The organism is Streptomyces sp. NPDC055506, assembly GCF_053643595.1.
In genome coordinates, this window is the sequence record NZ_JBSHKH010000040.1 from 14,590 (window position 1) to 35,207 (window position 20,618).

A 20,618-nucleotide genomic window follows, 5' to 3' on the forward strand; every position below is an offset into this window, starting at 1 on the left:
GTGCGGGTACTTGTCGCCGGTGCCACCGGAGTGGTCGGGCATCCGCTGGCCGGCGCGCTGCGGGCGCGGGGGCACCAGGTGAGCGCCCTGGTACGGGACGCCTCCCGGGCCCCGGACGTGGGCGAGGCCGTGGTCGCCGACGCCCTCGACCGGGCGTCCCTGCTGCCGGCCGTCGCGGCCGCCCGGCCCGACGTGGTCGTACACCAGATGACGGCGCTGCGGCTGCTGCGCGACGATCCCGCGGGCGCCTTCGAGCGGACCGCGCGGCTGCGCACCGAGGGCACCGCCCACCTGGTCGAGGCGGCCCGGGCGGCCGGAGCGCGGCGGCTGGTCGCGCAGTCCATCGCCTTCGCCGCCGCACCGGAAGGGCCGCCGGTCCTCGACGAGGACGCACCCCTCCACATGGACGCCCCGGACCCCGGCTGGGCCGCCACCGTACGGGCCGTCGCCGAGCTGGAACGACTGGTCCTGAACGATGCGGGCCTGAGCGGCCTGGTCCTCAGGTACGGCACCCTGTACGGCCCCGGCACCGCGTACGCCCGTACCGGCGGGACCGGGCAGCGGGTGCTGGCCGGGAAGCTCCCGCTGCCGGAGGGCGGGCCGGGGATCACCTCCTTCCTGCATGTGCAGGACGCCGTGGCAGCGACCGTGGCGGCCGTCGAGTCGGAGGCCACCGGCGTCCTCCACATCACGGACGACGAACCGGCCCCGGCCGCCGCATGGCTGCCGCACTACGCCCGTGAGCTGGGCGCCCCCGCCCCGCGCACGGTTCCGGCGGCGATGGCACCCCGGCTGCTCGGCTGGTTCACAGCCCATCAGCTCACCGCGGCACGGGGCGCGTCCAACGACCGGGCGCGTACGACGCTGGGCTGGAAGCCGCTGCGGCCGAGCTGGCGTGACGGGTTGGGGACGCCATGACCGGGCCCGGCGAACCGGCGGCCGTCCCCTCGCGGCCGGCGGCGGTCCTCCTGGTCGTCGTCTGCGCCCAGATGCTGATCTGGCTGGACACCTCGATCCTCAACGTCGCCGTCACCACCCTGGCCGACCCGGCCGAGGGCCTCGGTGCGACGCCCGCCGAACTGGAGTGGGTGGCGAGCGCCTACACCCTGGTCTTCGCCGGCGGTCTCTTCGCGGGCGGCGCGCTGGCCGACCGGTTCGGCCCCCGGGCCACCCTCCTCGCCGGACTCGCGCTGTTCGGCGCGGCCTCCGCCGCCGGAGCGTTCGCGGGGAGCCCGGCGTGGCTGGTCGTGGCGCGCGCGTTCATGGGCGCGGGCAGCGCGCTGCTGATGCCGGCGACCCTGTCGGTGATCGTGCGGAGCACCCCGGAGGCGAAACGCACCCGGGCGATCGCGATCTGGAGCTCTTCCAGCGGTCTGGGCGTGGCCGTCGGCCCGGTGGCGGGCGGGGCCCTGCTCAGCAACTTCTGGTGGGGATCGGTGTTCCTGGTCAATGTGCCGATCGTCGTCCTGTGCCTGGCCGGAGTCGCCGCCGTCGTACCCGAGTTGAAGGGGCCCCGGCGCAGAGCGCTCGACCTCCCGGGCCTCGCCCTGTCGGTGCTCGGCCTCGGCGGCGTGGTCTACGGGATCATCGAAGCCGGTGACGGACAGGCCTGGTACGGGCCGCGCGTCCTGCTCCCGCTGGTCCTGGGTGGCGCCCTGCTCCTCGCCTTCGTGGCCGGTCAGCGCAGGTCCCCGGCGCCCAGCCTCGATCTGCGGCTCTTCCGGCAGCCGGGGTTCACGGCCGGGAGCGTGGTGCTGCTGATCGCGTTCATGGCCTTGGCCGGGCACCTTTTCTACGCGGCCTTCTACCTCCAGGGGCCCCGCGGGCTCACCCCCGCCGAGGCTGGCACCGTGATGATCGCCGCAGCGGTCGGCATCGTCCTGGGCAGTCAGTCGTCCCCGGCGCTGAGCAGGCTGCTGTCGGCCCGGTGGACGGTCGCTGCCGGCGTCCTGGCCACGGCGGCCACCTACCTCGCCTACGTCTGGCTCGACGGGCGCACCCCGGTCCCGGTCATCGTCGCGCTGCTGTGGATCCAGGGCTTCGGGATGGGCCTGGTCGGGACGCCGGTCACGGCCGCGATGATGCGCGGGGTGCCACCGCATCTCGCGGGCGCGGGCTCGGCCGTCAACAGCGTCACCCGCCAGGTCGGGGGAACGCTCGGGGTGGCGATGGCCGGTTCGATCCTCTCCGGCGTGTACCGGGAGCGGATGGCGGACGCCGAACTGCCCGGCACCGCACAGGGATTGGACCCGGCCGCCGAGGAACAGGCCCGGGCCTCCGCCGAGGCGGCCCGCTCACTGGCCGGTTCGCTGCGTCTGCCCGAACTGGCGGCCACGGCGGACCGGGCCTTCCTCGACGCGATGTACGCCGCCACCCTCGCCGTCGCCGCCCTGGCCCTCGTCGGATGCGCGGTGGCCGTCGTGGGGCTGCGGACCCGAGCACCGCGACCGGGGAACGTCCCGGACCGACGGGCACGGGACGAACCGGTGGAATCCACGTGAGCGTCCACAGACCAGCGGCAGGACAGGAGAGGGAAGCCATGCCGGCGCAGTCGACGACCCGTTCGGTCTTCGTCACCGGGGGGAACCGGGGGATCGGCCTGGCCGTAGCCCGCCGCTTCGCGGCGGCGGGAGACCGGGTGGCGGTGACCTTCAGAGGTGCGGAGCCGCCCGCTTCCGAGGGCTTCCTCGCCGTACGGTGCGATGTGACGGACAGCCGGCAGGTGGACCGGGCCTTCACGGAGGCCGAGGAAGCCCACGGTCCGGTCACCGTCCTGGTCGCGGGCGCGGGCGCCGCCAACGACCGCCTGCTGGTGCGGATGAGCGACGCCGACTTCACCTCCGTCATCGACACCAACCTCACGGGTGCCTTCCGCGTCGCCCGGCGAGCCGTGCGCGGAATGCTCCGCGAAGGCCACGGCCGTATCGTGCTCGTCTCCTCCACGTCGGCGCTGCACGGCGCACCCGGGCAGACCAACTATGCGGCGGCGAAGGCCGGGCTCGTCGGATTCGCACGGTCGCTGACCCATGAACTCGGCCCCAGGGACATCACCTGCAACGTGGTGGCGCCCGGCCTCACCGAGTCGGACATGAGCCGCGCCCTCACCGCCCGCCAGCGCGAGGACCTGCTGCGCCGGACCCCGGCCGGACGCCTCGCCCGCCCCGAGGAGGTCGCCGACGCGGTGGCGTTCCTGGCCGGTGCCGGGTATGTGCGCGGCGCCGTCGTCCCGGTGGACGGAGGCGCCGGGCTCGGGCACTGAGGGCGCGGTGTCCCCTGATTCAGGCCAGGTTGCGTTCGAGGGCGGTGACGTAGTTGTTCATGAAGTGGTCGCGCACTCCGTCGCTCGCCGGGGCGAAGGCGTCCGCGGTCATGCCGCCGACACGGTCGACGAACCCGGTGACCAAGGGCAGCGTGGTGTGCACCTTGCCGTGGGAGTCGATGTACCGCAGGGCCTCGACGTGGGTGAAGGCCGGCTCCGGGGGCATCTGCGGGACGATGTCGTTGTTGTTGACGAACCGGTAGAGCCGGTCCTTGAAGCCCTTGTTGCAGGCTTTGGCGAGCAGCCGGTCGCAGGTACGGGGCTGGCCGAAGGTGTAGACGCCGTGGGCCCGCAGCTGCGGCTCCTCCAGGTACATCCGGCAGCCGGCCAGCATGGCGAGTGCCCCGCCCAGGCTGTGGCCGGTGAACCAGACCGACTGCTCCTGGTCGCGCAGATCGGCGAGCCCGTCCCGGACCGTGGGGAAGATCGACTCCAGGGCCTCGCCGAAGCCGTGGTGGATGTAGCCGGTGCCCGCCGGGCCCGGCACGGGCGGTGTGACGGCGTCCGTGAGCCAGTCGCGGATCCGCACCGGTTCCGTGCCCCGGAAACCGATGATGATCATCCTGTCGCTGGCCATCGTGTACGCCTGGGTGTCCTCCAGCGGAAACGGCGGCGTGAACCGCGTCTCGTGATGGAGCACCCGGTTGAACCCCCACTGCCGCGCCTGCTGCTCGATGGTGGCCCGGTCCTTGTAGGCCAGGTCGGACGCCTTGGCCATCCAGTAGGCGTGCTGAAGGCTGTATCCGGTGACGGAGTGATCGATGCTGTGGGGCGCAGACACCAGCGGGTCCTTTCCCGGGTGCGGCGCGCGGCGGCTGGACCGCGCCGCGGAAACGGCACCCTGAGGTGGCGGGGGAGGCAGCCCCGTCCTATCGCGGGTGGGGTGCCGCTTCCGTGGCAGCGCGCCCCGGGGTCACCCGGACGGACCGCCGGCGTGACCAGGACGCTCCTGCGGCACGTGCGGCCGGGTCATCCCGTGCCGTACAGCGTCGTGAGCAGTTCGAGCGCGGCCTGGGCGGCGGGATGCGGCTCGTCCCGCCACCAGGCGAGGCGCACCGCGATCGGCTCGGCGTCGCGCACCGGCCGGTAGACGATGCCGGGGCGCGGGTACTGGTGCGCGGTCGACTCGGCCGTCATGCCCACACAGCGGCCCAGGGAGATCGCGGTCAGCCAGTCGTCGACGTCGTGGGTGGCCCGGGTCGCCGGAGGGGAGTCCGGTGGCCACAGCCGAGTCGTGGTGGTGCCGGTCCGCCGGTCGATCAGCAGGGTGCGTCCGCCGATGTCGGCGAGCCGCACGGAGCGGCGGCGGGCCAAAGGGTCGTCGGAGGCCATCGCGCACAAGCGCCTTTCCAGGCCCACGATGGCGGAGTCGAAGCGGCGGTCGTCCAGCGGCCTGCGGACCACGGCCAGGTCGCAGGCCCCCTCCGCGAGCCCGGCGGTGGCGGAGTTGACGCGGACGAGCCGCAGCTCCGTCTCCGGGCGCGTGTCGGCCCAGCGGCGCTGGAACGCCAGTGTGTGGCGGCCCACGGCCGACCAGGCGTAACCGATCCGCAGGCAGACATGGCCCGAGGTGGCCTCCTGGACCAGATCGTCCACCTCGCCGAGCACCCGCCGGGCATGCCCCAGCACGCGCAGCCCCGTTCCGGTCGGACTCACCTCACGGGAGGTCCGCCGCAACAGCCGTACCCCGAGGGCGCGTTCGAGGGAGGCCAGCGTGCGGGACACGGCGGCCTGGGAGACTCCGAGCGCGATGGCGGCGTCGGTGAAGCTGCCCTCGTCGACGATCGCGACGAGACAGCGCAACTGCCGCAGCTCCACATCCATGACTCCAGCGTATAGATGGCCCCGCGGATGCATTTTGCGTAACCCCCGGGCCCTCTCAGGATCGGGTCATGCACGCAGCCTCCGCACCGACGCCGACGCCGACGCCGACGCCCGCGCCCGCGCAAGGAGCCGTCACGGCGTCCTCCGCCCCGGAACTCGGCACCCCGGACCCTGGCGGGCGCCTCGCCGGTGTGGTCACCATGTTCGGCAGCGGTCTGTCCAATCAGACCGGCGCCGCGATCGGTTCCCTGGCCTTCCCCGTCCTCGGACCGGTCGGTGTCGTCGCCGTGCGCCAGTACGTCGCCGCGATCGTCCTGATGGCCGTCGGCCGCCCCCGCCTGCGTGCCTTCACCAAGCGGCAGTGGTGGCCGGTCCTGCTCCTGGCCCTGGTGTTCGGGACGATGAACCTGTCCCTGTACAGCGCCATCGACCGCATCGGCCTCGGTCTCGCGGTGACGCTGGAATTCCTCGGGCCCCTGAGCATCGCCCTCGCCGCGTCGCGCCGCCGTGTGGACGCCTGCTGCGCGCTGATCGCCGCGGCGGGCGTCGTCACCCTGATGCGGCCGCAGCCCTCCACCGACTACCTGGGTATGGGCCTCGGACTGCTGGCCGCCGGCTGCTGGGCGTCGTACATCCTGCTCAACCGCACCGTCGGCCGGCGCGTCCCCGGAGTGCAGGGATCTGCCGCGGCGGCCGGAGTCTCCGCCCTGATGTTCCTGCCGGTCGGCATCGTGCTCGTCGTCGACCGTCCGCCGACCGCGGGGTCCGTGGCCTACGCCCTGGTGGCCGGTGTCCTGTCCTCGGCCGTCCCCTATCTGGCGGACCTGCTCACCCTGCGCCGCGTCCCGGCCCGGGTCTTCGGGCTCTTCATGAGCGTCAATCCCGTGCTGGCCGCCGTGGTCGGCTGGATCGTCCTCGACCAGAACCTGGGCTGGACCGAGCTGGCGGCCATCGCGGCCATCGTGGCCGCCAACGCGCTCAGCATCCTCACGTCACGCGCCTGAGCCCCACGTGAAGAACCGGGCCACCACGGCCCCCGCGAACGCGCGGCGGGGGAGTGGTGACCCGGCTGGAGGGGGGTCAGCGGGTGAACGTGGTCCGGTGCTCCTTCAGGGAGCCGCAGTTGGAGCCGACCACCTGGACGTACACGTTGGCGATGTTGCCGCCCCAGTCGACGCAGTGGCCCTTGCCCCGGACGTAGGTCGGTCCGGCGTACGACTTGAAGAGCCCCGCGTCCGAGTCACCTTCCTCGGTGTCGGGGACCCAGACATACGCGGACATGTCCACTGCGGTGCCCGGGTTGTTGCGGATGGTCGTGACGCAGTTGTGTCCGTTGGACGCGTTGTACGTGAGGTAGATCGTGCCGAGCGTGCCGACGGCCGCCGAGTTCACGGTCTTGTAGCCGCTGCCGCAGACCTTCTGCGGGGTGGTGTTGGGCGCGGCGGAGGCGGGCGACGCCAGGGCGGTCATGGTCCCTGCCGACAGCGCGGCGACGGCGGATGCGGCCAGGACGGAACGGATGAATCGCATATTTCCCCCTTGCAACTCTTCGAGGTGGTTGCTCCTGCATGGTGTGACCCGCAGGGGTTCCAAAGGGTTGTGCGCCAACTCGCGGGAAATTCAGGCGAGATGTGGCGAGCGCGAGCGAGAATCCGGTCCGTGGGGCCGGTCCGGCCGCAAGTCCCGGCGGTGGGCGCCCAAGTGTGCCCAGCCTCTTCCGGCTTTAGTCACGGGTTACTTGTGGTGCACGCGAAGTGCAGAGGATCTGCGCAGGGGTGTCACACGGACTGCACACGCCCCTTTCAAAGTCTCGTTAGCGTTACGGCTCGATCCCACCAGTCAGATCGGGAAGACCACACATGGACTACTGCTCCTCGTGCCGTCGGCACCTCAACGGCGCCTTGGTCTGCCCGGGGTGCGGCGCCTACGCCCCGGACATCGACCCCTCCGCCGCCGACGGCCGTACCGGCCCTGCCGCGCCTCCCCCGTGGCGTGAGGGGAACGTGTGGGACGACCGGACCGTGTGGGACGAGAACACGGCCCGCACGCGGGAACTCCACCTCGGGCACACCGGGTCGCTCGGAGTCCACCAGGCCCCGGCCACGGCCACGGCCTCGGTCGGCGGCCCCGAGATACCGGTCACGGACCCGTCGGACGGCCACGGCACCGCCGCGGCCGACGACTACCAGGTCCCGCAGCAGGGGCGGGCGGCCCGGCGTCGTCAGCTGGCACGCTGGAAGAAGAACCAGCGCCGGGCCGTGGTGGCGACCGCCGTCGCGCTCGTCGGAGGCGGCCTGACCGTCGCCGCCATGAAGGGGGACTCGACGCCCGGCGTCCAGGCGGCCACGGCGCCGGAGGACACGACCATGGGCGGCGCCGGGGGAGAAGCACCGGCGTACACCGAACCGACGTCGACCCAGCGCGACACCCCGCGTTCCACGCCGACGGGGCCGGGGACCGGCAAGGCCCCGCACCGCGAGCAGGCCCGGACCACAACGCCCCGCACGCCACCCGCGGACCCGAGGACGGACGCGGCGGCCACGCCCCGCGAGCTGCCGCTGACGACCCCGCGGCAGCGGACCACGGTCCCGAGCACCGTCGACACGGTCACCGGGAACGCCGGTGCGTCCACGTCGAAGGGCACCGACCGGACGACGCCGCCAGCGGGCAACACCGGTGCGGACACGCAGCAGCCCGCGGACCCCACGACCCCGCCGGCGGCGAGCCCCACGCCGACCTCTCCCTCGAACTCGAACTCGGGCTCGGGCTCGAACTCGGACGACTCGAAGTCCAAGGAGCTCTGCCTGCTCGTCATCTGCCTGGGCTGAGTGCCGAGAGGGCGGCCGCCGGAATCCGGTGGCCGCCGCGCCCCGCTCTCCGTAGCTTCGGGCGCATGGCTGACGAGTGCTTCCGGCATCCGCGGCTCGCCGCGGTCTACGACCCGCTCGACCCCGACCGCCGCGACCTCGACCCCTATCTGCGCATGGCGGAGGAGTTCGGGGCGTGTCAGGTGCTCGACATCGGCTGCGGGACAGGCGTGTTCGCGCTGCTGCTGTCCGCACGCGGTTTCCAGGTCGTCGGCGTCGATCCCGCCGGGGCGTCCCTCGACGTGGCCCGCGGCAAGCCGGGCGGCGAGCGGGTGCGGTGGGTCCACGGCGATGCGACGGCTCTGCCGCCCCTGACCGCCGACCTCGCGACGATGACGGGCAACGCGGCCCAGGAGATCACCGACCCCGAGGACTGGCGCGCGTTCCTGCGAGGTGCCCGGGCAGCCCTTCGGCCGGGAGGCCGGCTGGTCTTCGAGACACGGATCCCGGCTCGCCGCGCCTGGCAGGAGTGGAATCGCGAGGCGACGTATGCCGTTTCGGACGTCCCCGGTGTCGGCACCGTCGAGTACTGGGTCGAACTGCTCGACGTGTCCCGTCCGTTGGTGACCTTCCGTCAGGTCTACGTGTTCGCAGCGGACGGACAGGTGCTGACCTCGGAGTCGACGCTGCGCTTCCGTGAGCGGCGAGAGGTCGAGACCGAACTCCTCGCGCAGGGCTTCGTGGTGGAGGACGTACGCGACGCGCCCGACCGGCCGGGGAAGGAATTCGTGTTCGTCGCACGACGTCCGGAATCCGCCCACTGAGACGGCCCCGCCGGCACTGCGCAACCGGAATCCGCCCGTACAATCCTCGCGACCAAATCGGGGGCGTCAGCATCGGGGGAATCCGTTGTGGAAACGATCATCGTGCAGTTGCCCGGCCCCGCACAGTGGGACGGGGACGGGGCGGGCAGTCCCGAACTGATCCACCTGGGGCCCGGGGACATCGCCGACTTCGGGCGCGGCACGCCCGGCGGCACCGGGGTGCGCATCACCCTGACCGACCCCGGCGTCTCCCGCCGCGCCGGGCAGCTCGAGGCGGCCGGGGACTACTGGCGGCTGTCCAACTTCAGCCGCAGCGTGTCGTACGTCGTGGAGAACCTGGAGGGAGCCGGCGAGTACCTCACCGTCGCTCCGGGGCGCCTCGGCGCGCCCGTGCCCTTCGAGTTCTCCCGGGTGGTGCTCCCCGCCCTGTCCGGCAACGCCGCCTTCAAGGTGTTCGCACCCCAGCACGCCTACCTCGGCGAGCGGTCTTCGCCGGGCGGCGGGGAACAGACCGTCCACCCCTTCGCCCTGGACCCCACCTCCAAGTACTTCCTCGTCCTGGTGGCCCTGTGCGAGCCCCGGCTGCGCGACCCTGCCGACTCGGCGCTGCCCGGCGTCGGGCAGATCGTGGAGCGGCTGCGGCCACTTGAGTCCTGCCGGGATCTGACCCGCTCCGCGGTCAACTACCACATCGACTACCTCGCCTTCGCCAAACTGCGCCTGGATCTCGGCGAGGAGAGCACGGCCGGAGCCGACGGCGGCCGCACCGGAGCCAAGCGCACCCGGCTCGCCTCGGTCGCCCTGCGCTTCGGCCTGGTACGTGAGGAACACCTCGGCCTGCTGCCGCCCCGCAGCGCCGGCCGCCTCGCCCCGCAGGAGGCCGGCGCATGACGACACCCGACGCACAGGACCCCCAGGATCTCCGGGACGACGACCTGGAAGCGCCTCGCCCCCGCCTCCCCGAGGGCTTCCGGATCGACGGCTGGGAGCTCGGCGCGGTCATCGGCTCCGGCGGCTGGGGGACCGTGTACGAGGCCCGTACGGTCGCCGACGGCACGCCCGCGGCGGTGAAGGTGCTGCCGACCGGTGCCCTGGGCCCCGGCCAGCGCGCCGCGCTCGGCGAACTAGTGGCACGCGAGGTCCGCTTCAGCGCCGAGGCAGACCATCCGCACCTCGTCCGGACCCACGCCGTGTGCACCGTCGAGGCGCCGGAACTGCCCGCCCTGGACGGTGCGATCGCGCTGGTGATGGACCGTGCCGAGCAGAGCCTGAAGGACGTACTGGACGCCGCCGGGAACGGCCGGCCGATCGACGGCGCCGAACGCGTCCTGCGCGGAGTCGCCGCCGGACTGGCCCATATGCACGACGCCGGCTGGGTGCACGGCGACCTCAAACCCGCCAACGTCCTGCTGGGGCCGGGCGGGCAGGTGTGGCTGGCCGACTTCGGTCTTGCCACCGAACTCGACGGCACCCACGCCCATCTGCCCCCGCTCGGCACCCTCGACCATCTGCCGCCCGAGTGGTGGTCCCAGCGCACCGGCACCCAGGGCGCCGTCGTCCGGCCCACCGCCGACATCTGGGCCTACGGCGTCCTCGCCCACCAGGTGCTCACCGGCGGACTCCACCCCTTCGCGGGCGCGACGGCCCGGGCCCGCTCGCTCGCCGCCCAGACCTACGCACGCGGCACCGCACCCCTGCGGCTCGACGCCGGCCTCGCCGACGACACGCGCCGGCTGATCGCCGACTGCCTGGCACCGGACCACACCACCCGCCTCCCGCACACCGCGCGCGACATCGCCGCCAGGATCGAGGACATCACCGGCACCCCGAGCCGCCGCCGGCGACGCCTGGTGCCGGCCCTCGCGGCCGGGCTCGTCGTCCTGACCGCAGGAGCGGTCGCCGGGGTCGCCCTGCTCGGCGGCGGCGCCGGCACCCGGGACGACGACCGTGACAACGGTGTCTCCGCCAACGCCACCGACGCGCGAAGACCGGTGCCGGGTGAGATACCCGCGAACTCCGACGTACCCGAGGCGCTGCGCCCCGTCATCGCCCGCGCCGCCCACCGCTGCACCGACGAGGAGATCACGCCCGTCCTGCTCGCCGCGCTGATCAAGGCGGAGAGCGGCTTCGATACCAACGCGTCCCGCCCGGAGAGCGACGAGTACGGCGTCGCCATGTGGACCCCGTCGGTGTTCCGCGCCTGGGCCGTGGACGGGGACGGTGACGGCGACAAGGACCACATGTCGCCGCCGGACGCGATCGCCACGATGAGCCTGTACGTGTGCTGGCTCGACCAGCGCTTCAAACAGGCCGGGCTGCCGAAGAAGGACCTTCCCGCGCTGGTCGCGGCCGGCTACCGCACCAGCGACCGCACGGTCATCGAGGAGGGCGGCGTACCGCCTCGGGTACGGCCGCACGTGGACAAGGTGCTGCGCTACCTCGAAGCCTACGAACGCTGACCCCCGGCATACGCGAGCGGTGGGCAGGACCCGTCAGGGCCCCGCCCACCGCTCGTCCCCCGTTCCCGTCACGGCCGCGCCGAGGCGCACTCCGGGACGTTCGGCAGCCGGTTGTCCGGCGAGCTGACGTAGATGTTGGAGATGTAGCCCCCGTACTGAGGCAAGTAGGCCCACCACTCGTTGGTGTAGGGCGGCACGCTGACCACCTGGCCACGGACCTGACAGCCCACCAGCACCTCGACCCCGGCCGGGAGTTGAGTGATCCGGGCATCGCCGGTGGCCGGACCCTTGCGGACGTTCACGAACTCGCCCCAGGTGCCGAACCACGTCCCGGAGGGCCGCACCCCGCCCGGCACGTTCAGCGAGCGGGTCAGCCGGCCGAGGTCGGTGTAGGCCTTCCCGTACGACGTCCCGACCGGATGCAGCGTCAGCACGGCCACGATCGCCCGGTCGTCCGCGCCCACCGTGCCGGTGGTGTGCAGCGCGGGACGGGTGAGGTCCACGGCCGCGGCGGCCTTCGCGGCGGGAGCGGGGGCCGGTGCCGCCGGGGCGGTCGTACCCGACGGGCCGCACGTCCCCTTCGCGTAGGCCCCCGACCAGCCCTGCTTCACCGCCCACGGCCGCTCGAACGACCCGGCGACCCCGAAGTGCTGGTCGAAGCGGTCCGAGGCGCAGCGCGTGGAGCGGCGCAGATTGTCCATGACGAAGTCACGGACGGGCGCGGGCGCCTTGTCCAGGAGGTAGCGGTAGATCGTCACGGTGTCGCGGGCCGACAGGGCGGTGTAGCCCCAGTAGCCCTCGTACCCGTCGGGCGGCGGCGCGGTGTCGCGCAGGCCGAGCCGGGCGGACATCCGGTCGATGATCGCCGAGCCGCCGTAGTTCGTCCAGTAGTGGTCCGCGGCATCGTCCCAGCTGCTGCGCAGCATCGGCTCCAGCCGGGCCCGGTCGGCCTCGGGCACCGTGTAGTCGGGCCCTCGGTCCCACAGGAAGTCCAGGGCCAGCAGCAGCTTGACGACCGACGCGGACCGGAACCGCGCGCTCTCGTTGACCTGCTCGGTGAAGGTGCCGGTGCGGCGGTCGAAGACCGCGACCCCGGCGGTGACGCCGTCCGGGATCTGGACGGCCTCGGCGCCGCGGCCGGCCTGAACGGCCGTGGCCGGCCGGGGAACCGCCGTCGCGCCGCCCGGGAGCGACACGATCGTGACGACGGTCGCGAGCGCGGCGGCGCCGCGCAGGAGTGTGCGCATGGTTGCCCTTCATGGTCGCCCGGGTGTCGGCGGGAACCTGCCCCCGCGCCGCCACCCTAGGAGCCGGAGGGGCGCGGGCGGTCCTGACGTATGTCAGGGAGCCCCCGAAACGAGCGGACCTGGCTGTTCGACCCTGATAAGTGTCAGGTGTCGTGGATGTGGTGACGCCCCGTACGGTCGCGACCAGACCACCCGAACCACAACGAAAGAGGGCTCATGAGCCGCCGATCGCTCAGGACACTGCTGGCCGCCGGGGGCGCCGCCGCGGTGATGGCGCTCCTCCCCACCTCCGCCCAGGCCGCGCCGTACTCGGGCGGCAACTACGGGGCCTACGGGATGGAGGGGCAGTACCCCACCACCTCCTTCTGCTCGGGCTCGTTCCGGCAGATCGGGGCCACCAAGTACGCCGAAGGCATGGCCCTGAAGTACTTCTACTCCGACAAGTGCGGCTCCTTCGCCCGGATCGAGAGTTCCCGGCCCGGCTGCGCGGCCGTGCTGCAGCGATCCAACAGCGGCGCGGGACGGGTCGACGGATGGGTCTCGGAGACCGTCGACTCCGGCATCAACTACGCCTACACGCAGATGGGCAACAACCTCAACGGCCGCGTCTCGCGCGCGCTGCTCTCCTGCGACGGCCACGACCTGACCTCGACCGGCTGGTACTGAGCCGGCCGGCTCTGAGCCGGTTCGTACCGAGCCGCACCCACACCACACAGGACGACAAGAAGGAGTCAGTCATGCGCAGACACATCCGGCGCACCGCGTGTCTCGCCCTGGCGGGCGCGGCCCTGATGCTGTCGCCCGTCACCGCCAACGCCCAGGAGCAGGCGCCCGCTTCGGACACCTCCACGCGGCAGGTGCAGTCCCGGGGCGGCTACTTCCTCGGTGACGGCGTCAACATCCGCAGCAGGCCCGTGGACGGCACGATCCACGGCCAGGGGTACTTCCGCGAGACGTTCACCGCGCACTGCTGGAACGGCGACGGTCACTGGATCTACCTGACGGCCCACCGGGGCAATGTCACCGGGTGGGTCAAGGTCGACTACGTCTACTACACGGACATGGGCCCGATGGGCTACTGCTGACCGGCACGAGCCCGCGGCGGGTCACCGGTCTCCCGGTGGCCCGCCGCAGGCGTGTGGAGCGAAGGCGCGTCAGCAGTCCGGGACTCCGGCGATCTTCTCGCCGCCCCGGATGTACAGGTTGTTCACCCAGGCGATGTCACTGCCCGAGAACTCCATGACGGCGGTCCACCAGTTGTTGGTGCCCACGGCCGGGTCGCGCACCGTCTGGCCCTGCGTCTGGCACACGGCGTCCGCCCACCACTTGGAACGGACCGCGAGACGCGGGGAGTCGGTGGTCGGCTGCTGGCGCAGGTTGACGTCGGTGGCCCAGATGTAGACGTCGGTCAGGGTCGGGTCGCCGTTGTTCGCCGCGGCGGCCGGGGCCGCCTGTGCGGTGCTCGCGAGCGCGCCGACGGTGAGCGCTGCCGCGGCGAGGCCCATGGCGGTACGGCTGATCAGTCGCTTCATGTGTCTGTCCCCCGTAGGACGATGGTGTGGTCGGGAGTGGTCATGACGTGGGTCAGCAGCGTGCCGAGGCCGGCAGGTCGCCGTACTCGTTGCCCTTGAGGTACACGGCGCTGACGTAGCCCTCGAGGAGCTTCACCCAGACGTCGTTGCTGTAGCCGTTGTCAGTGATGCGCTCGCCACGGGTCCAGCAGTAGGCGCCGAGCGGCTGCCCTGCCGGGCTGGTGGTGATCTTGCCGTAGGTAGTGCCCGGCCCGTAGCGGACGTTGACGTTCTCGTACGGCACGACCGCGTAGGGCGCCGCCTTGACGCGGACAACGCCCTCCTGGCCGGCGGCCGACGCAGCGGCGGTTCCCGCGGTGAGCGGACCGAGCAGCGCGAGCGCCCCGGCGCCGACGAGCGCGGCCCTTGCGAAGATGCGAGTGGACATGTCGAGTTCCCCCTGAACTGATGTGCAGCGGTGCGGCTCGTGGCCGACGCTCAGTAATGTAGGGAGACCCGGGGCGACATGGTCCCTGACAATTGTCAGGGTTGCCCGGGACGGCCGGGACTTCGCGGAATCGGGGGGCGTTCAGCCACCTTGCCGGATGCGGCCGAAAACCGCTCGACGCCCCTCACCCTCCCTGTCTACGATCCACGCCGCGGCATCGCGTGCCGGTCACCGGCCGGGTGAGGCATGGAGGCGCCGCGGAGATGCCCGTGGAGGCATTGACCAGTGTCAGTCGAGTTCAATCACACCATCGTCCTGTCCCGTGACCGGGAGAAGTCCGCTCGTTTTCTCGCGGAGATCCTGGGACTCGAGGTCGGGGCACCGGCCGGAGTGTTCCTGCCGGTGACGACCGCCAACGGCGTCACGCTGGACTTCCTCACCATCGACGCCGACATTCCCATGCAGCACTACGCGTTCCTCGTCTCCGAGGAAGAGTTCGACGAGGCCCTGGCCCGTCTCGTCGCGGCCCGGATCCCCATCCAGGCCGACCCGCACGGCAACCAGCCGCGCCGCATCAACCGCCACGACGGCGGCCGAGGCGTCTACTTCCTCGACCCGGCGGGCCACGGCCTGGAAATCATCACCCGCCCCTACGGCACCGACCCGGATTCCCCGCTGAACGGCGTCACGGAGGACGTGCCCGGGGCGGTCTGAGCCGGGCATTGAGTGAGGGGCGTTGTCAGTGGCGGCTGGCAGCATCGCGGTCATGACGGATGCGATGTGCGACTGGCGGCCCTTCCTCGTCCGGTGGAGCGAGGAGTGGGCGGACGCGTTACGCCCCGACGACTCGCGCGGCGAGCCGGACGAGGAAGCCCGGCGGGCCGGATGGCTGGGCTTCGCTCCGGCGCCGAACGCCCGGATCGCGGCTCTGGAGGAGCGGCTGGGCCTCCGACTGCCGCCGTCCTACCGGGCGTTCCTCCAGGTGACCGACGGGTGGCGGCACGCGGGCCAGTTCGTCTGGCGGCTCGCCGGCACCGAGGACATCCGCCGGCACGAGGACGCCTCCGGCTTGGCCGGGTGGTTGCAGGAGGAGCTGGTCGAGGACTCCACGCCGGAGGAGGTGCTGCTCGCCGGGATGGGGAAGCGTGCCCTGCAGCTGGACGTGGAGTCCGATGCCACGTACGTCCTGATGGACCCGGGAGACGTGGGCGAGGACGGCGAATGGGCCGTGTACGAGTACGCCACCTGGAGCGGCGAGTACCCCCAACGGCACGCGTCCTTCCGGGCGTTCATGGAGGCGATGCACCGCCAGTTCCACATGCTGAGGGCGAGCCGCCTGGGCGAGGAGTTCGCCAACAGCACGACACAGGCCCTGGACCGGGCGGTGGACCACGCCCGGCTGGAGGCGCTGCGCGGGCACCACGAGCAGGCGAACACGGCTCTGGCGGAGGCGGAGGAGTACGGCAGACCGCGCGCCAAGCCGCTGCGCGACCAGATACGCCGGCTGCTGGGGGACTCCTACCTCGTCGATTTCAGCCGGCTCAAGGCCGATCCGCTGTACGCGCCGGAAGTGCTGCCCGTTCTCGCGCTCCAGCACGTGCGCGACAACTCGGGGTGGGCGTCCCACCTGCGGACGGTTCCCGAGGCGGTGCGCGGGGCGGCTGAGGAGATCCTGCGGCAGGTTCGGCAGGGCACCTTCCGCTACACCGCCGACGGGCCCTTCGGCCGAGCCGTGGACGAGGCCCGCGAGCAGGCACGGTGGGGCGAGACGGACGCCGCGTGGCACATCCTGCGAGCCGCACTCCCGAGCTGGCGGCCACTCGGCCCGGATCATCTCGCCCCGGTCGGGCTGCTCGCCGATCCGCTCCTGGGCCCGCTGCTCACCGCCGACCGAGGACGAGAGCTACTGGCAACGCCGAGGGGAGGGGAGAGGGGCACCGCTCCGCCGCCCACGGCCGATGCCGATCCGCCAGGCCTGGCGTGGCTGGCGGAAGCGGAGCCGGAACTGACCGGAGCCGGGTACCGGTTCGTGCTCGTGGAGGGCGTGGAACCGGCCGAGCTGCCCGGCAGGCTCGCCGATGACACGGCCGTTCTGAACGAGCCGATGGAGCTGTGGCGGGCGCGTCTGGCCCGGAGCGGGAACGGCCGGTCCGCCGCACCCTGGGAGGAACGCGCCCTGGCAGCCGTCGGGCGGGCCGGATCCGGCTGGAGCTTCGCCTTCGACGTGGAGCCGGGGCACTTCCACGAGCGGACGTTCCGCTCCCCGGCGGGCGCGGCGTCCCGCGGCGCCCGCGCGGTGGTCGTCTGGAGCGATCCCTCCGGACTGTTCCACCTGTCCGTGGGCGAGGACGGCGAGGAGAAGTACGCCTTCACCGTGCAGGGCAGCACGACCCGCCGCAGCGGAGCGGTACCGCCCGCGCTGGACCCCGACCGCTTCTTCGGACCGGCCACGGACGCACCCCCGGGCGCGGCCCGCCCCTGGCAGGAGGTCGAGCGACTGGCCTTGTCGGCCGTCGCAGCCGAGTTCGGCGTACGGCTCCCGCGCTTCGCGCTCACCAGCGGACGGCTGCACACCTGCACGTCGCTGTCCTGGATCCGGCCACCGGAGCCCGGGGAGGTGTACCGGTTCGGAACCTTCACAGTGGTGCCTGGTCCCGGCGGGGGAGAAGAAACGGGGTCGTGAGGAGTAGGGCCCCGGCGAGGGCGATGGCTGTGCGGGGGCCGGTCAGGGATGCCACGAGGCCCCATAGTGCGGTCACGGCGGCGAGGGTGGCCTTGCCGGTGGCGGACCAGGTGGTGAGGGTGCGGGTGACCCGGGCCGCGGGGGTGCGGTCGAGGCGGTAGGTCGCGAACACCGGGTTGAACACGGCGCAGCAGGTGATCAGCCCGAACTCGACCACCATGACCAGCGCCAGCCCGGCCGCGCCGGGGCCGACGAAGGCCAGTCCGAGCGACCAGCCCGCCCGCAGCACCCCGGCCGTGCGCAGGACCCGGTGCCGGCCGAACCGTTCGACGAGCCGTGGCGCCAGCCGGGAACCGAGCAGGCCGCCGGTGCAGGGCACCGCGAAGGCGAGGGCGTACTGCCAGGGGGCGAAGCGCAGGTGATCCACCATCAGGACCAGGAGCGGTGGCGAGGCCGCCATGACCAGGGCGTTGAACAGGACCGTGTTGAAGAACAGCGGGCGCAGGACCGGATCGGCCAGGATGTACCGCCAGCCGTCCAGCAGGTCGCCCGCCCGGGGCCGGGTCTCGGCGGACAGTGACCGGGCAGGAGGCTTCTCGCCGGTGCCGATCGCCCCGATTGCGAACGCCGAGAGCAGATAGCTCACCGCGTTCGCTACCACGCTCGTCACCGGGCCGAACAGCCCGATCGCGGCCCCGCCCAGCGGCGGCCCGACCATGCTCGCGGTCCAGTTCGTCGCCTCGAACCGGCCGTTCGCGACGAGCAGGTCCCCCCGGGGCACCAAGTCCTTCAGAAACGCCCCGGCCGCCGCGTTGAAGGTGATGTCGGCCGCGGCGACGGCCACCGACACCAGCAGCAACTGACCGAAGCTCAGCCGGCCCAGCGCGAACGCCACGGGGATGCTCAGCAGCACCACGCACCGGACCAGGTCCGTCGCGATCATCACCGGCCGTTTGCGGCGGACCTCCACCCACGGCCCGAGGGGCACCGACACCACCGCCCCGACCGCCGGTCCCGCCGCGGCCAGCAGCGCCACCTGTGCCGGCCCGGCATGCAGCACGAGAACCGTGATCAGGGCGAACGCGTCGAACGCGAGCCAGGTACCGGCCGTGCTGACCGCGTAGGCACCCCACAGCCACCCGAACCGCCGCCCCAGCGACCGCCGCCCGTCCGCCATACCCGGCGCACACTCCCAGTTCCCGCGGACAACCCGGTGTTGACCGGGAGCCATCCAAGCGAGGACCGGGCCGGGCGAGCAAACAACCGTCCGTCACCCGAGCCACAACCAACCGTTGTGCCTCAGCGGATCAGCGCTGGTACAGCCCCACCAGCGTCCCGTCCGCGAGCCGGTGCCGCTCGACCTCCCGGTGCACCTGCTCCGCGCCCGGCGCGTCGGGCAGGACGCACGGTTCGGACAGGGCGTACAGCCGGAAGAAGTAGTGATGGGCGTCGTCACCCGGCGGGGGATGCGGGCCGCCCCAGCCCTGCTGTCCGTAGCTGTTGACGAGCTCCGTGCCGCCCGGCGGGCAGTGCCCGGCCTCGACGCCGTCGCTGTGCGGGTCGATGCCGACCACGACCCAGTGCGCGAAGGTGCCCGAGGGGGCGTCGGGATCCTCGCAGAGCAGGAGCAGTTCGGCCGCGTCGTCCGGTACGCCGCTCCAGGCCAGGGGCGGGGAGACGTTCGGTCCCTCGTACGAGTACCGGCGCGCGATGAAGGAGTGGTCGTTGAACGCGTTACTGCTGAGTTCGATGCCGGTCATATGGCCCGGGGTACCCCCGCGGGACCCGGACATGCGGTGCGGGGCGGATCGTCCGGGCCGGCCGATCGGCCACCGGATCATCCGCTCGCCAGCGCCAGCGATCCGTCGGGTTCCAGGGTCACGCGCACCCCGCGGCTGATCCGGTCGAGCGTCGTCCGCAGCCAGGCACGGTCCGCCCCGGAGGCGGGCTCCAGCCGCATCCGCCGAGCCCGCAGCGGCACCATGCGCAGCCCGGCCAGCCGTCCGCCGTCCGCCTCGACCGAGACGAGGAACGCGAGCCGCAGATCGTCGCGGTACTCCTCGTAGCCGGAGATCCCCTCGTAGTCGTCGATGAAGTCGCCGCAGCCGTAGAGGATCAGCCGGTCCCGGTACACCTCCAGCGGGCGCGGGTGGTGCGAGGAGTGCCCGTGGACGACGTCGACACCGCCGTCCACCAGGGCGCGCGCGAAACGGACCTGCTCCCGGGGCACGTGGAAGCCCCAGTTCGAGCCCCAGTGCACGGACACGACGGTGAGATCACCGGCACGTCCGGCCCGCCGGACGTGCCGCACCACGGCGTCGGCCGCGGTGGGCGAGAGCGCGGGCACGTACGCGACCCCCGGCAGCTCCGCCGTCGCCGCCCAACCGGACGGGATCCCGCTGGACCGCGCCCCGACGGCGAACACCCGCAGCCGGCGGCCACCCGGGAGGGGGACCACGGCGGGTGCGTACGCCTCGTGCGCGGCACGCCCCGCACCCGCCGTCCGCAGCCCCGCCCGGGCCGACACGTCCAGGGTCTCGAGCAGGCCCGGGCGGCCGAAGTCCAGGACGTGGTTGTTGGCCAGGACGGTCACGTCGGGGCGGGCCACGGCCAGGGCGGGCAGGTTGGCCGGGTGCATCCGGTAGTGGATCTCCTTGTCCGGCGCGAACGTGTCGCCGCTCGTCACCGACGTCTCCAGGTTCACGATCCGGGCGTCCGGCGCGGACTCGTCCAGCACACGCAGCGCCTCGCCCCAGGGCCAGGAGGGCGGGACGGGCGCGGGCACCGGGCCGTGCGCCGACTCCGCCAGCCGAACGTAGGACCGCGCGTCGGCGACGTACGCCTCCCGCAGTGCCGGATCGCAGGGATACGCCAGGATCTGGTCCACGCCGCGCCCGAGCATCACGTCACCGCACAGGAACAGCGTCACGACGCCGCCGCCCACACCTCCACGGTAGGACGACCGCTCAGACCCCTCAGGCCGATCAGGCCTCCTGGGCCTCTCAGGCGTCGACCCTCACCGCACACGACCACCCGTACGGATCCGGCCCGATCCGCAGCTCCTCCCACGCCACCGCCGTCGGGACCGACCCGGTGATCTCCACGTCCGCGAGCCCGGTGACCGCCAGCCGCACGTCCAGGCCGCCGTCGGCCTCGTCGGCTTCCACGTCCACGGGCACCTGGCCGTACTCCTCCAGCCGGAAGATGATTTCGTCCAGCAGCGTGGCCAGCAGATCATCGTCGCTGGCCTCGAACAGCCGCACCCGGTCCACGGCCGTGGGCCGCACCCCGGAGACGTTCGCGAAGCACTCCACCATCGCCAGGACGGCCTCCGCCAGACAGTGCTCCCGGCATGCCGCCCACGCCTCGATCCGGATGTCACCCGGATGCGGCACCGCCCGGTGCCCGCACTCGCCCGGCTGCCGTACCTGCCCGCCGTCGCCCGTGTCACCGCCCATGAACATCGCTTGCCCGACACCGGCCCACCCATGCAGCA

Annotated in this window: 22 protein-coding genes; 12 read left to right on the forward strand and 10 right to left on the reverse strand. The window is 72.6% G+C overall.

Annotation, left to right across the window (positions count from 1 at the left end):
- Genes ACWIF2_RS17525 through ACWIF2_RS17535 form a run of 3 tightly spaced genes read left to right on the forward strand, consistent with a single transcriptional unit; the run spans position 1 to position 3,259 of the window.
- Complete coding sequence (locus tag ACWIF2_RS17525; protein ID WP_454361311.1) at positions 1-918, forward strand: NAD-dependent epimerase/dehydratase family protein; 918 nt, start codon at positions 1-3, stop codon at positions 916-918.
- On the forward strand, positions 915-2,501 hold the full coding sequence (locus ACWIF2_RS17530) for an MFS transporter (RefSeq protein WP_454361313.1): 1,587 nt from the start codon (positions 915-917) through the stop codon (positions 2,499-2,501). The genes ACWIF2_RS17525 and ACWIF2_RS17530 overlap by 4 nt, the downstream gene beginning before the upstream one ends.
- Positions 2,502-2,539: 38 nt before the next feature.
- A complete protein-coding gene (locus tag ACWIF2_RS17535) occupies positions 2,540-3,259 on the forward strand; it encodes an SDR family oxidoreductase (RefSeq protein ID WP_454361315.1) in 720 nt (239 codons plus the stop codon).
- 19 nt (positions 3,260-3,278) lie between these two features.
- Here ACWIF2_RS17535 and ACWIF2_RS17540 read toward each other — a convergent pair whose 3' ends face one another.
- Both ACWIF2_RS17540 and ACWIF2_RS17545 read right to left on the reverse strand, forming a co-directional pair.
- Entirely contained in the window at positions 3,279-4,100 is an 822-nt protein-coding gene (locus ACWIF2_RS17540; protein ID WP_454361317.1) for a lipase family protein, read from the reverse strand.
- A gap of 188 nt (positions 4,101-4,288) precedes the next feature.
- Positions 4,289-5,143, reverse strand: a complete 855-nt coding sequence (locus tag ACWIF2_RS17545; protein ID WP_454361319.1) for a LysR family transcriptional regulator — start codon at positions 5,141-5,143, stop codon at positions 4,289-4,291.
- Positions 5,144-5,343: 200 nt separating this feature from the next.
- Here ACWIF2_RS17545 and ACWIF2_RS17550 point away from each other — a divergent pair, with 200 nt between their 5' ends.
- The gene (locus ACWIF2_RS17550; RefSeq protein WP_454361394.1) at positions 5,344-6,147 is read left to right on the forward strand and encodes an EamA family transporter; all 804 of its coding nucleotides are present in this window, start codon (positions 5,344-5,346) and stop codon (positions 6,145-6,147) included.
- Between the two features lie 76 nt (positions 6,148-6,223).
- On the opposite strand, the gene ACWIF2_RS17555 is transcribed toward ACWIF2_RS17550, so the two are convergent.
- The gene (locus ACWIF2_RS17555) at positions 6,224-6,673 is read right to left on the reverse strand and encodes a spore-associated protein (RefSeq protein WP_454361321.1); all 450 of its coding nucleotides are present in this window, start codon (positions 6,671-6,673) and stop codon (positions 6,224-6,226) included.
- A 329-nt stretch (positions 6,674-7,002) separates the two neighbouring features.
- Between ACWIF2_RS17555 and ACWIF2_RS17560 the strand changes: the two genes are divergently transcribed.
- From ACWIF2_RS17560 to ACWIF2_RS17575, 4 genes are all read left to right on the forward strand, one after another.
- Positions 7,003-7,971: an SCO2400 family protein gene (locus tag ACWIF2_RS17560; protein ID WP_454361323.1), complete on the forward strand. Its 969-nt coding sequence runs from the start codon at positions 7,003-7,005 to the stop codon at positions 7,969-7,971.
- A gap of 65 nt (positions 7,972-8,036) precedes the next feature.
- Positions 8,037-8,774 carry a class I SAM-dependent methyltransferase gene (locus ACWIF2_RS17565; RefSeq protein ID WP_454361325.1) on the forward strand — a complete coding sequence of 246 codons (738 nt, stop codon included), beginning with the start codon at positions 8,037-8,039 and terminating at the stop codon, positions 8,772-8,774.
- 87 nt (positions 8,775-8,861) lie between these two features.
- Positions 8,862-9,665 carry a serine/threonine protein kinase gene (locus ACWIF2_RS17570; RefSeq protein WP_454361326.1) on the forward strand — a complete coding sequence of 268 codons (804 nt, stop codon included), beginning with the start codon at positions 8,862-8,864 and terminating at the stop codon, positions 9,663-9,665.
- Entirely contained in the window at positions 9,662-11,233 is a 1,572-nt protein-coding gene (locus ACWIF2_RS17575) for a protein kinase domain-containing protein (protein ID WP_454361328.1), read from the forward strand. Before ACWIF2_RS17570 ends, ACWIF2_RS17575 begins: the two co-directional genes overlap by 4 nt.
- Before the next feature lie 68 nt (positions 11,234-11,301).
- Here the strand turns inward: ACWIF2_RS17575 and ACWIF2_RS17580 are convergent, their stop codons facing one another.
- Complete coding sequence (locus ACWIF2_RS17580; RefSeq protein ID WP_454361330.1) at positions 11,302-12,480, reverse strand: hypothetical protein; 1,179 nt, start codon at positions 12,478-12,480, stop codon at positions 11,302-11,304.
- Between the two features lie 216 nt (positions 12,481-12,696).
- Here ACWIF2_RS17580 and ACWIF2_RS17585 point away from each other — a divergent pair, with 216 nt between their 5' ends.
- Both ACWIF2_RS17585 and ACWIF2_RS17590 read left to right on the forward strand, forming a co-directional pair.
- Positions 12,697-13,146 carry a hypothetical protein gene (locus ACWIF2_RS17585; RefSeq protein WP_454361332.1) on the forward strand — a complete coding sequence of 150 codons (450 nt, stop codon included), beginning with the start codon at positions 12,697-12,699 and terminating at the stop codon, positions 13,144-13,146.
- 71 nt (positions 13,147-13,217) lie between these two features.
- Positions 13,218-13,565: a hypothetical protein gene (locus ACWIF2_RS17590; RefSeq protein WP_454361334.1), complete on the forward strand. Its 348-nt coding sequence runs from the start codon at positions 13,218-13,220 to the stop codon at positions 13,563-13,565.
- Positions 13,566-13,634: 69 nt separating this feature from the next.
- Here the strand turns inward: ACWIF2_RS17590 and ACWIF2_RS17595 are convergent, their stop codons facing one another.
- Positions 13,635-14,012: a peptidase M23 gene (locus tag ACWIF2_RS17595; RefSeq protein ID WP_454361336.1), complete on the reverse strand. Its 378-nt coding sequence runs from the start codon at positions 14,010-14,012 to the stop codon at positions 13,635-13,637.
- Positions 14,013-14,064: 52 nt separating this feature from the next.
- Positions 14,065-14,439 (reverse strand): SH3 domain-containing protein, encoded by a 375-nt coding sequence (locus ACWIF2_RS17600; protein WP_454361338.1) that lies wholly within the window; start codon positions 14,437-14,439, stop codon positions 14,065-14,067.
- A 285-nt stretch (positions 14,440-14,724) separates the two neighbouring features.
- Between ACWIF2_RS17600 and ACWIF2_RS17605 the strand changes: the two genes are divergently transcribed.
- A complete protein-coding gene (locus ACWIF2_RS17605) occupies positions 14,725-15,153 on the forward strand; it encodes a VOC family protein (RefSeq protein ID WP_454361340.1) in 429 nt (142 codons plus the stop codon).
- A gap of 52 nt (positions 15,154-15,205) precedes the next feature.
- Positions 15,206-17,122 carry an SMI1/KNR4 family protein gene (locus ACWIF2_RS17610; RefSeq protein WP_454361342.1) on the forward strand — a complete coding sequence of 639 codons (1,917 nt, stop codon included), beginning with the start codon at positions 15,206-15,208 and terminating at the stop codon, positions 17,120-17,122.
- Here the strand turns inward: ACWIF2_RS17610 and ACWIF2_RS17615 are convergent.
- The 4 genes from ACWIF2_RS17615 to ACWIF2_RS17630 all read right to left on the reverse strand — a co-directional run bounded on the left by ACWIF2_RS17615 (position 17,076) and on the right by ACWIF2_RS17630 (position 20,580).
- A complete protein-coding gene (locus tag ACWIF2_RS17615; protein WP_454361344.1) occupies positions 17,076-18,299 on the reverse strand; it encodes an MFS transporter in 1,224 nt (407 codons plus the stop codon). The genes ACWIF2_RS17610 and ACWIF2_RS17615 overlap by 47 nt on opposite strands.
- A 130-nt stretch (positions 18,300-18,429) precedes the next feature.
- Positions 18,430-18,882 (reverse strand): YbhB/YbcL family Raf kinase inhibitor-like protein, encoded by a 453-nt coding sequence (locus ACWIF2_RS17620; RefSeq protein ID WP_454361346.1) that lies wholly within the window; start codon positions 18,880-18,882, stop codon positions 18,430-18,432.
- A gap of 77 nt (positions 18,883-18,959) precedes the next feature.
- Positions 18,960-20,066, reverse strand: coding sequence for a CapA family protein (locus ACWIF2_RS17625; RefSeq protein ID WP_454361348.1), 1,107 nt, complete (start codon positions 20,064-20,066; stop codon positions 18,960-18,962).
- Positions 20,067-20,124: 58 nt separating this feature from the next.
- Positions 20,125-20,580, reverse strand: coding sequence for an archease (locus ACWIF2_RS17630; protein ID WP_454361350.1), 456 nt, complete (start codon positions 20,578-20,580; stop codon positions 20,125-20,127).
- Positions 20,581-20,618: the final 38 nt, after the last annotated feature.

Coding starts and splice junctions, on each gene's coding strand:
- ACWIF2_RS17530 (WP_454361313.1), top strand. CDS start 915: ATGACCGGGCCCGGCGAACCGGCGGCCGTCCCCTCGCGGCCGGCGGCG.
- ACWIF2_RS17535 (WP_454361315.1), top strand. CDS start 2,540: ATGCCGGCGCAGTCGACGACCCGTTCGGTCTTCGTCACCGGGGGGAAC.
- ACWIF2_RS17545 (WP_454361319.1), bottom strand. CDS start 5,143: ATGGATGTGGAGCTGCGGCAGTTGCGCTGTCTCGTCGCGATCGTCGAC.
- ACWIF2_RS17550 (WP_454361394.1), top strand. CDS start 5,344: ATGTTCGGCAGCGGTCTGTCCAATCAGACCGGCGCCGCGATCGGTTCC.
- ACWIF2_RS17555 (WP_454361321.1), bottom strand. CDS start 6,673: ATGCGATTCATCCGTTCCGTCCTGGCCGCATCCGCCGTCGCCGCGCTG.
- ACWIF2_RS17560 (WP_454361323.1), top strand. CDS start 7,003: ATGGACTACTGCTCCTCGTGCCGTCGGCACCTCAACGGCGCCTTGGTC.
- ACWIF2_RS17565 (WP_454361325.1), top strand. CDS start 8,037: ATGGCTGACGAGTGCTTCCGGCATCCGCGGCTCGCCGCGGTCTACGAC.
- ACWIF2_RS17575 (WP_454361328.1), top strand. CDS start 9,662: ATGACGACACCCGACGCACAGGACCCCCAGGATCTCCGGGACGACGAC.
- ACWIF2_RS17580 (WP_454361330.1), bottom strand. CDS start 12,480: ATGCGCACACTCCTGCGCGGCGCCGCCGCGCTCGCGACCGTCGTCACG.
- ACWIF2_RS17585 (WP_454361332.1), top strand. CDS start 12,697: ATGAGCCGCCGATCGCTCAGGACACTGCTGGCCGCCGGGGGCGCCGCC.
- ACWIF2_RS17590 (WP_454361334.1), top strand. CDS start 13,218: ATGCGCAGACACATCCGGCGCACCGCGTGTCTCGCCCTGGCGGGCGCG.
- ACWIF2_RS17595 (WP_454361336.1), bottom strand. CDS start 14,012: ATGAAGCGACTGATCAGCCGTACCGCCATGGGCCTCGCCGCGGCAGCG.
- ACWIF2_RS17600 (WP_454361338.1), bottom strand. CDS start 14,439: ATGTCCACTCGCATCTTCGCAAGGGCCGCGCTCGTCGGCGCCGGGGCG.
- ACWIF2_RS17610 (WP_454361342.1), top strand. CDS start 15,206: ATGACGGATGCGATGTGCGACTGGCGGCCCTTCCTCGTCCGGTGGAGC.
- ACWIF2_RS17615 (WP_454361344.1), bottom strand. CDS start 18,299: ATGGCGGACGGGCGGCGGTCGCTGGGGCGGCGGTTCGGGTGGCTGTGG.
- ACWIF2_RS17620 (WP_454361346.1), bottom strand. CDS start 18,882: ATGACCGGCATCGAACTCAGCAGTAACGCGTTCAACGACCACTCCTTC.
- ACWIF2_RS17630 (WP_454361350.1), bottom strand. CDS start 20,580: ATGGGCGGTGACACGGGCGACGGCGGGCAGGTACGGCAGCCGGGCGAG.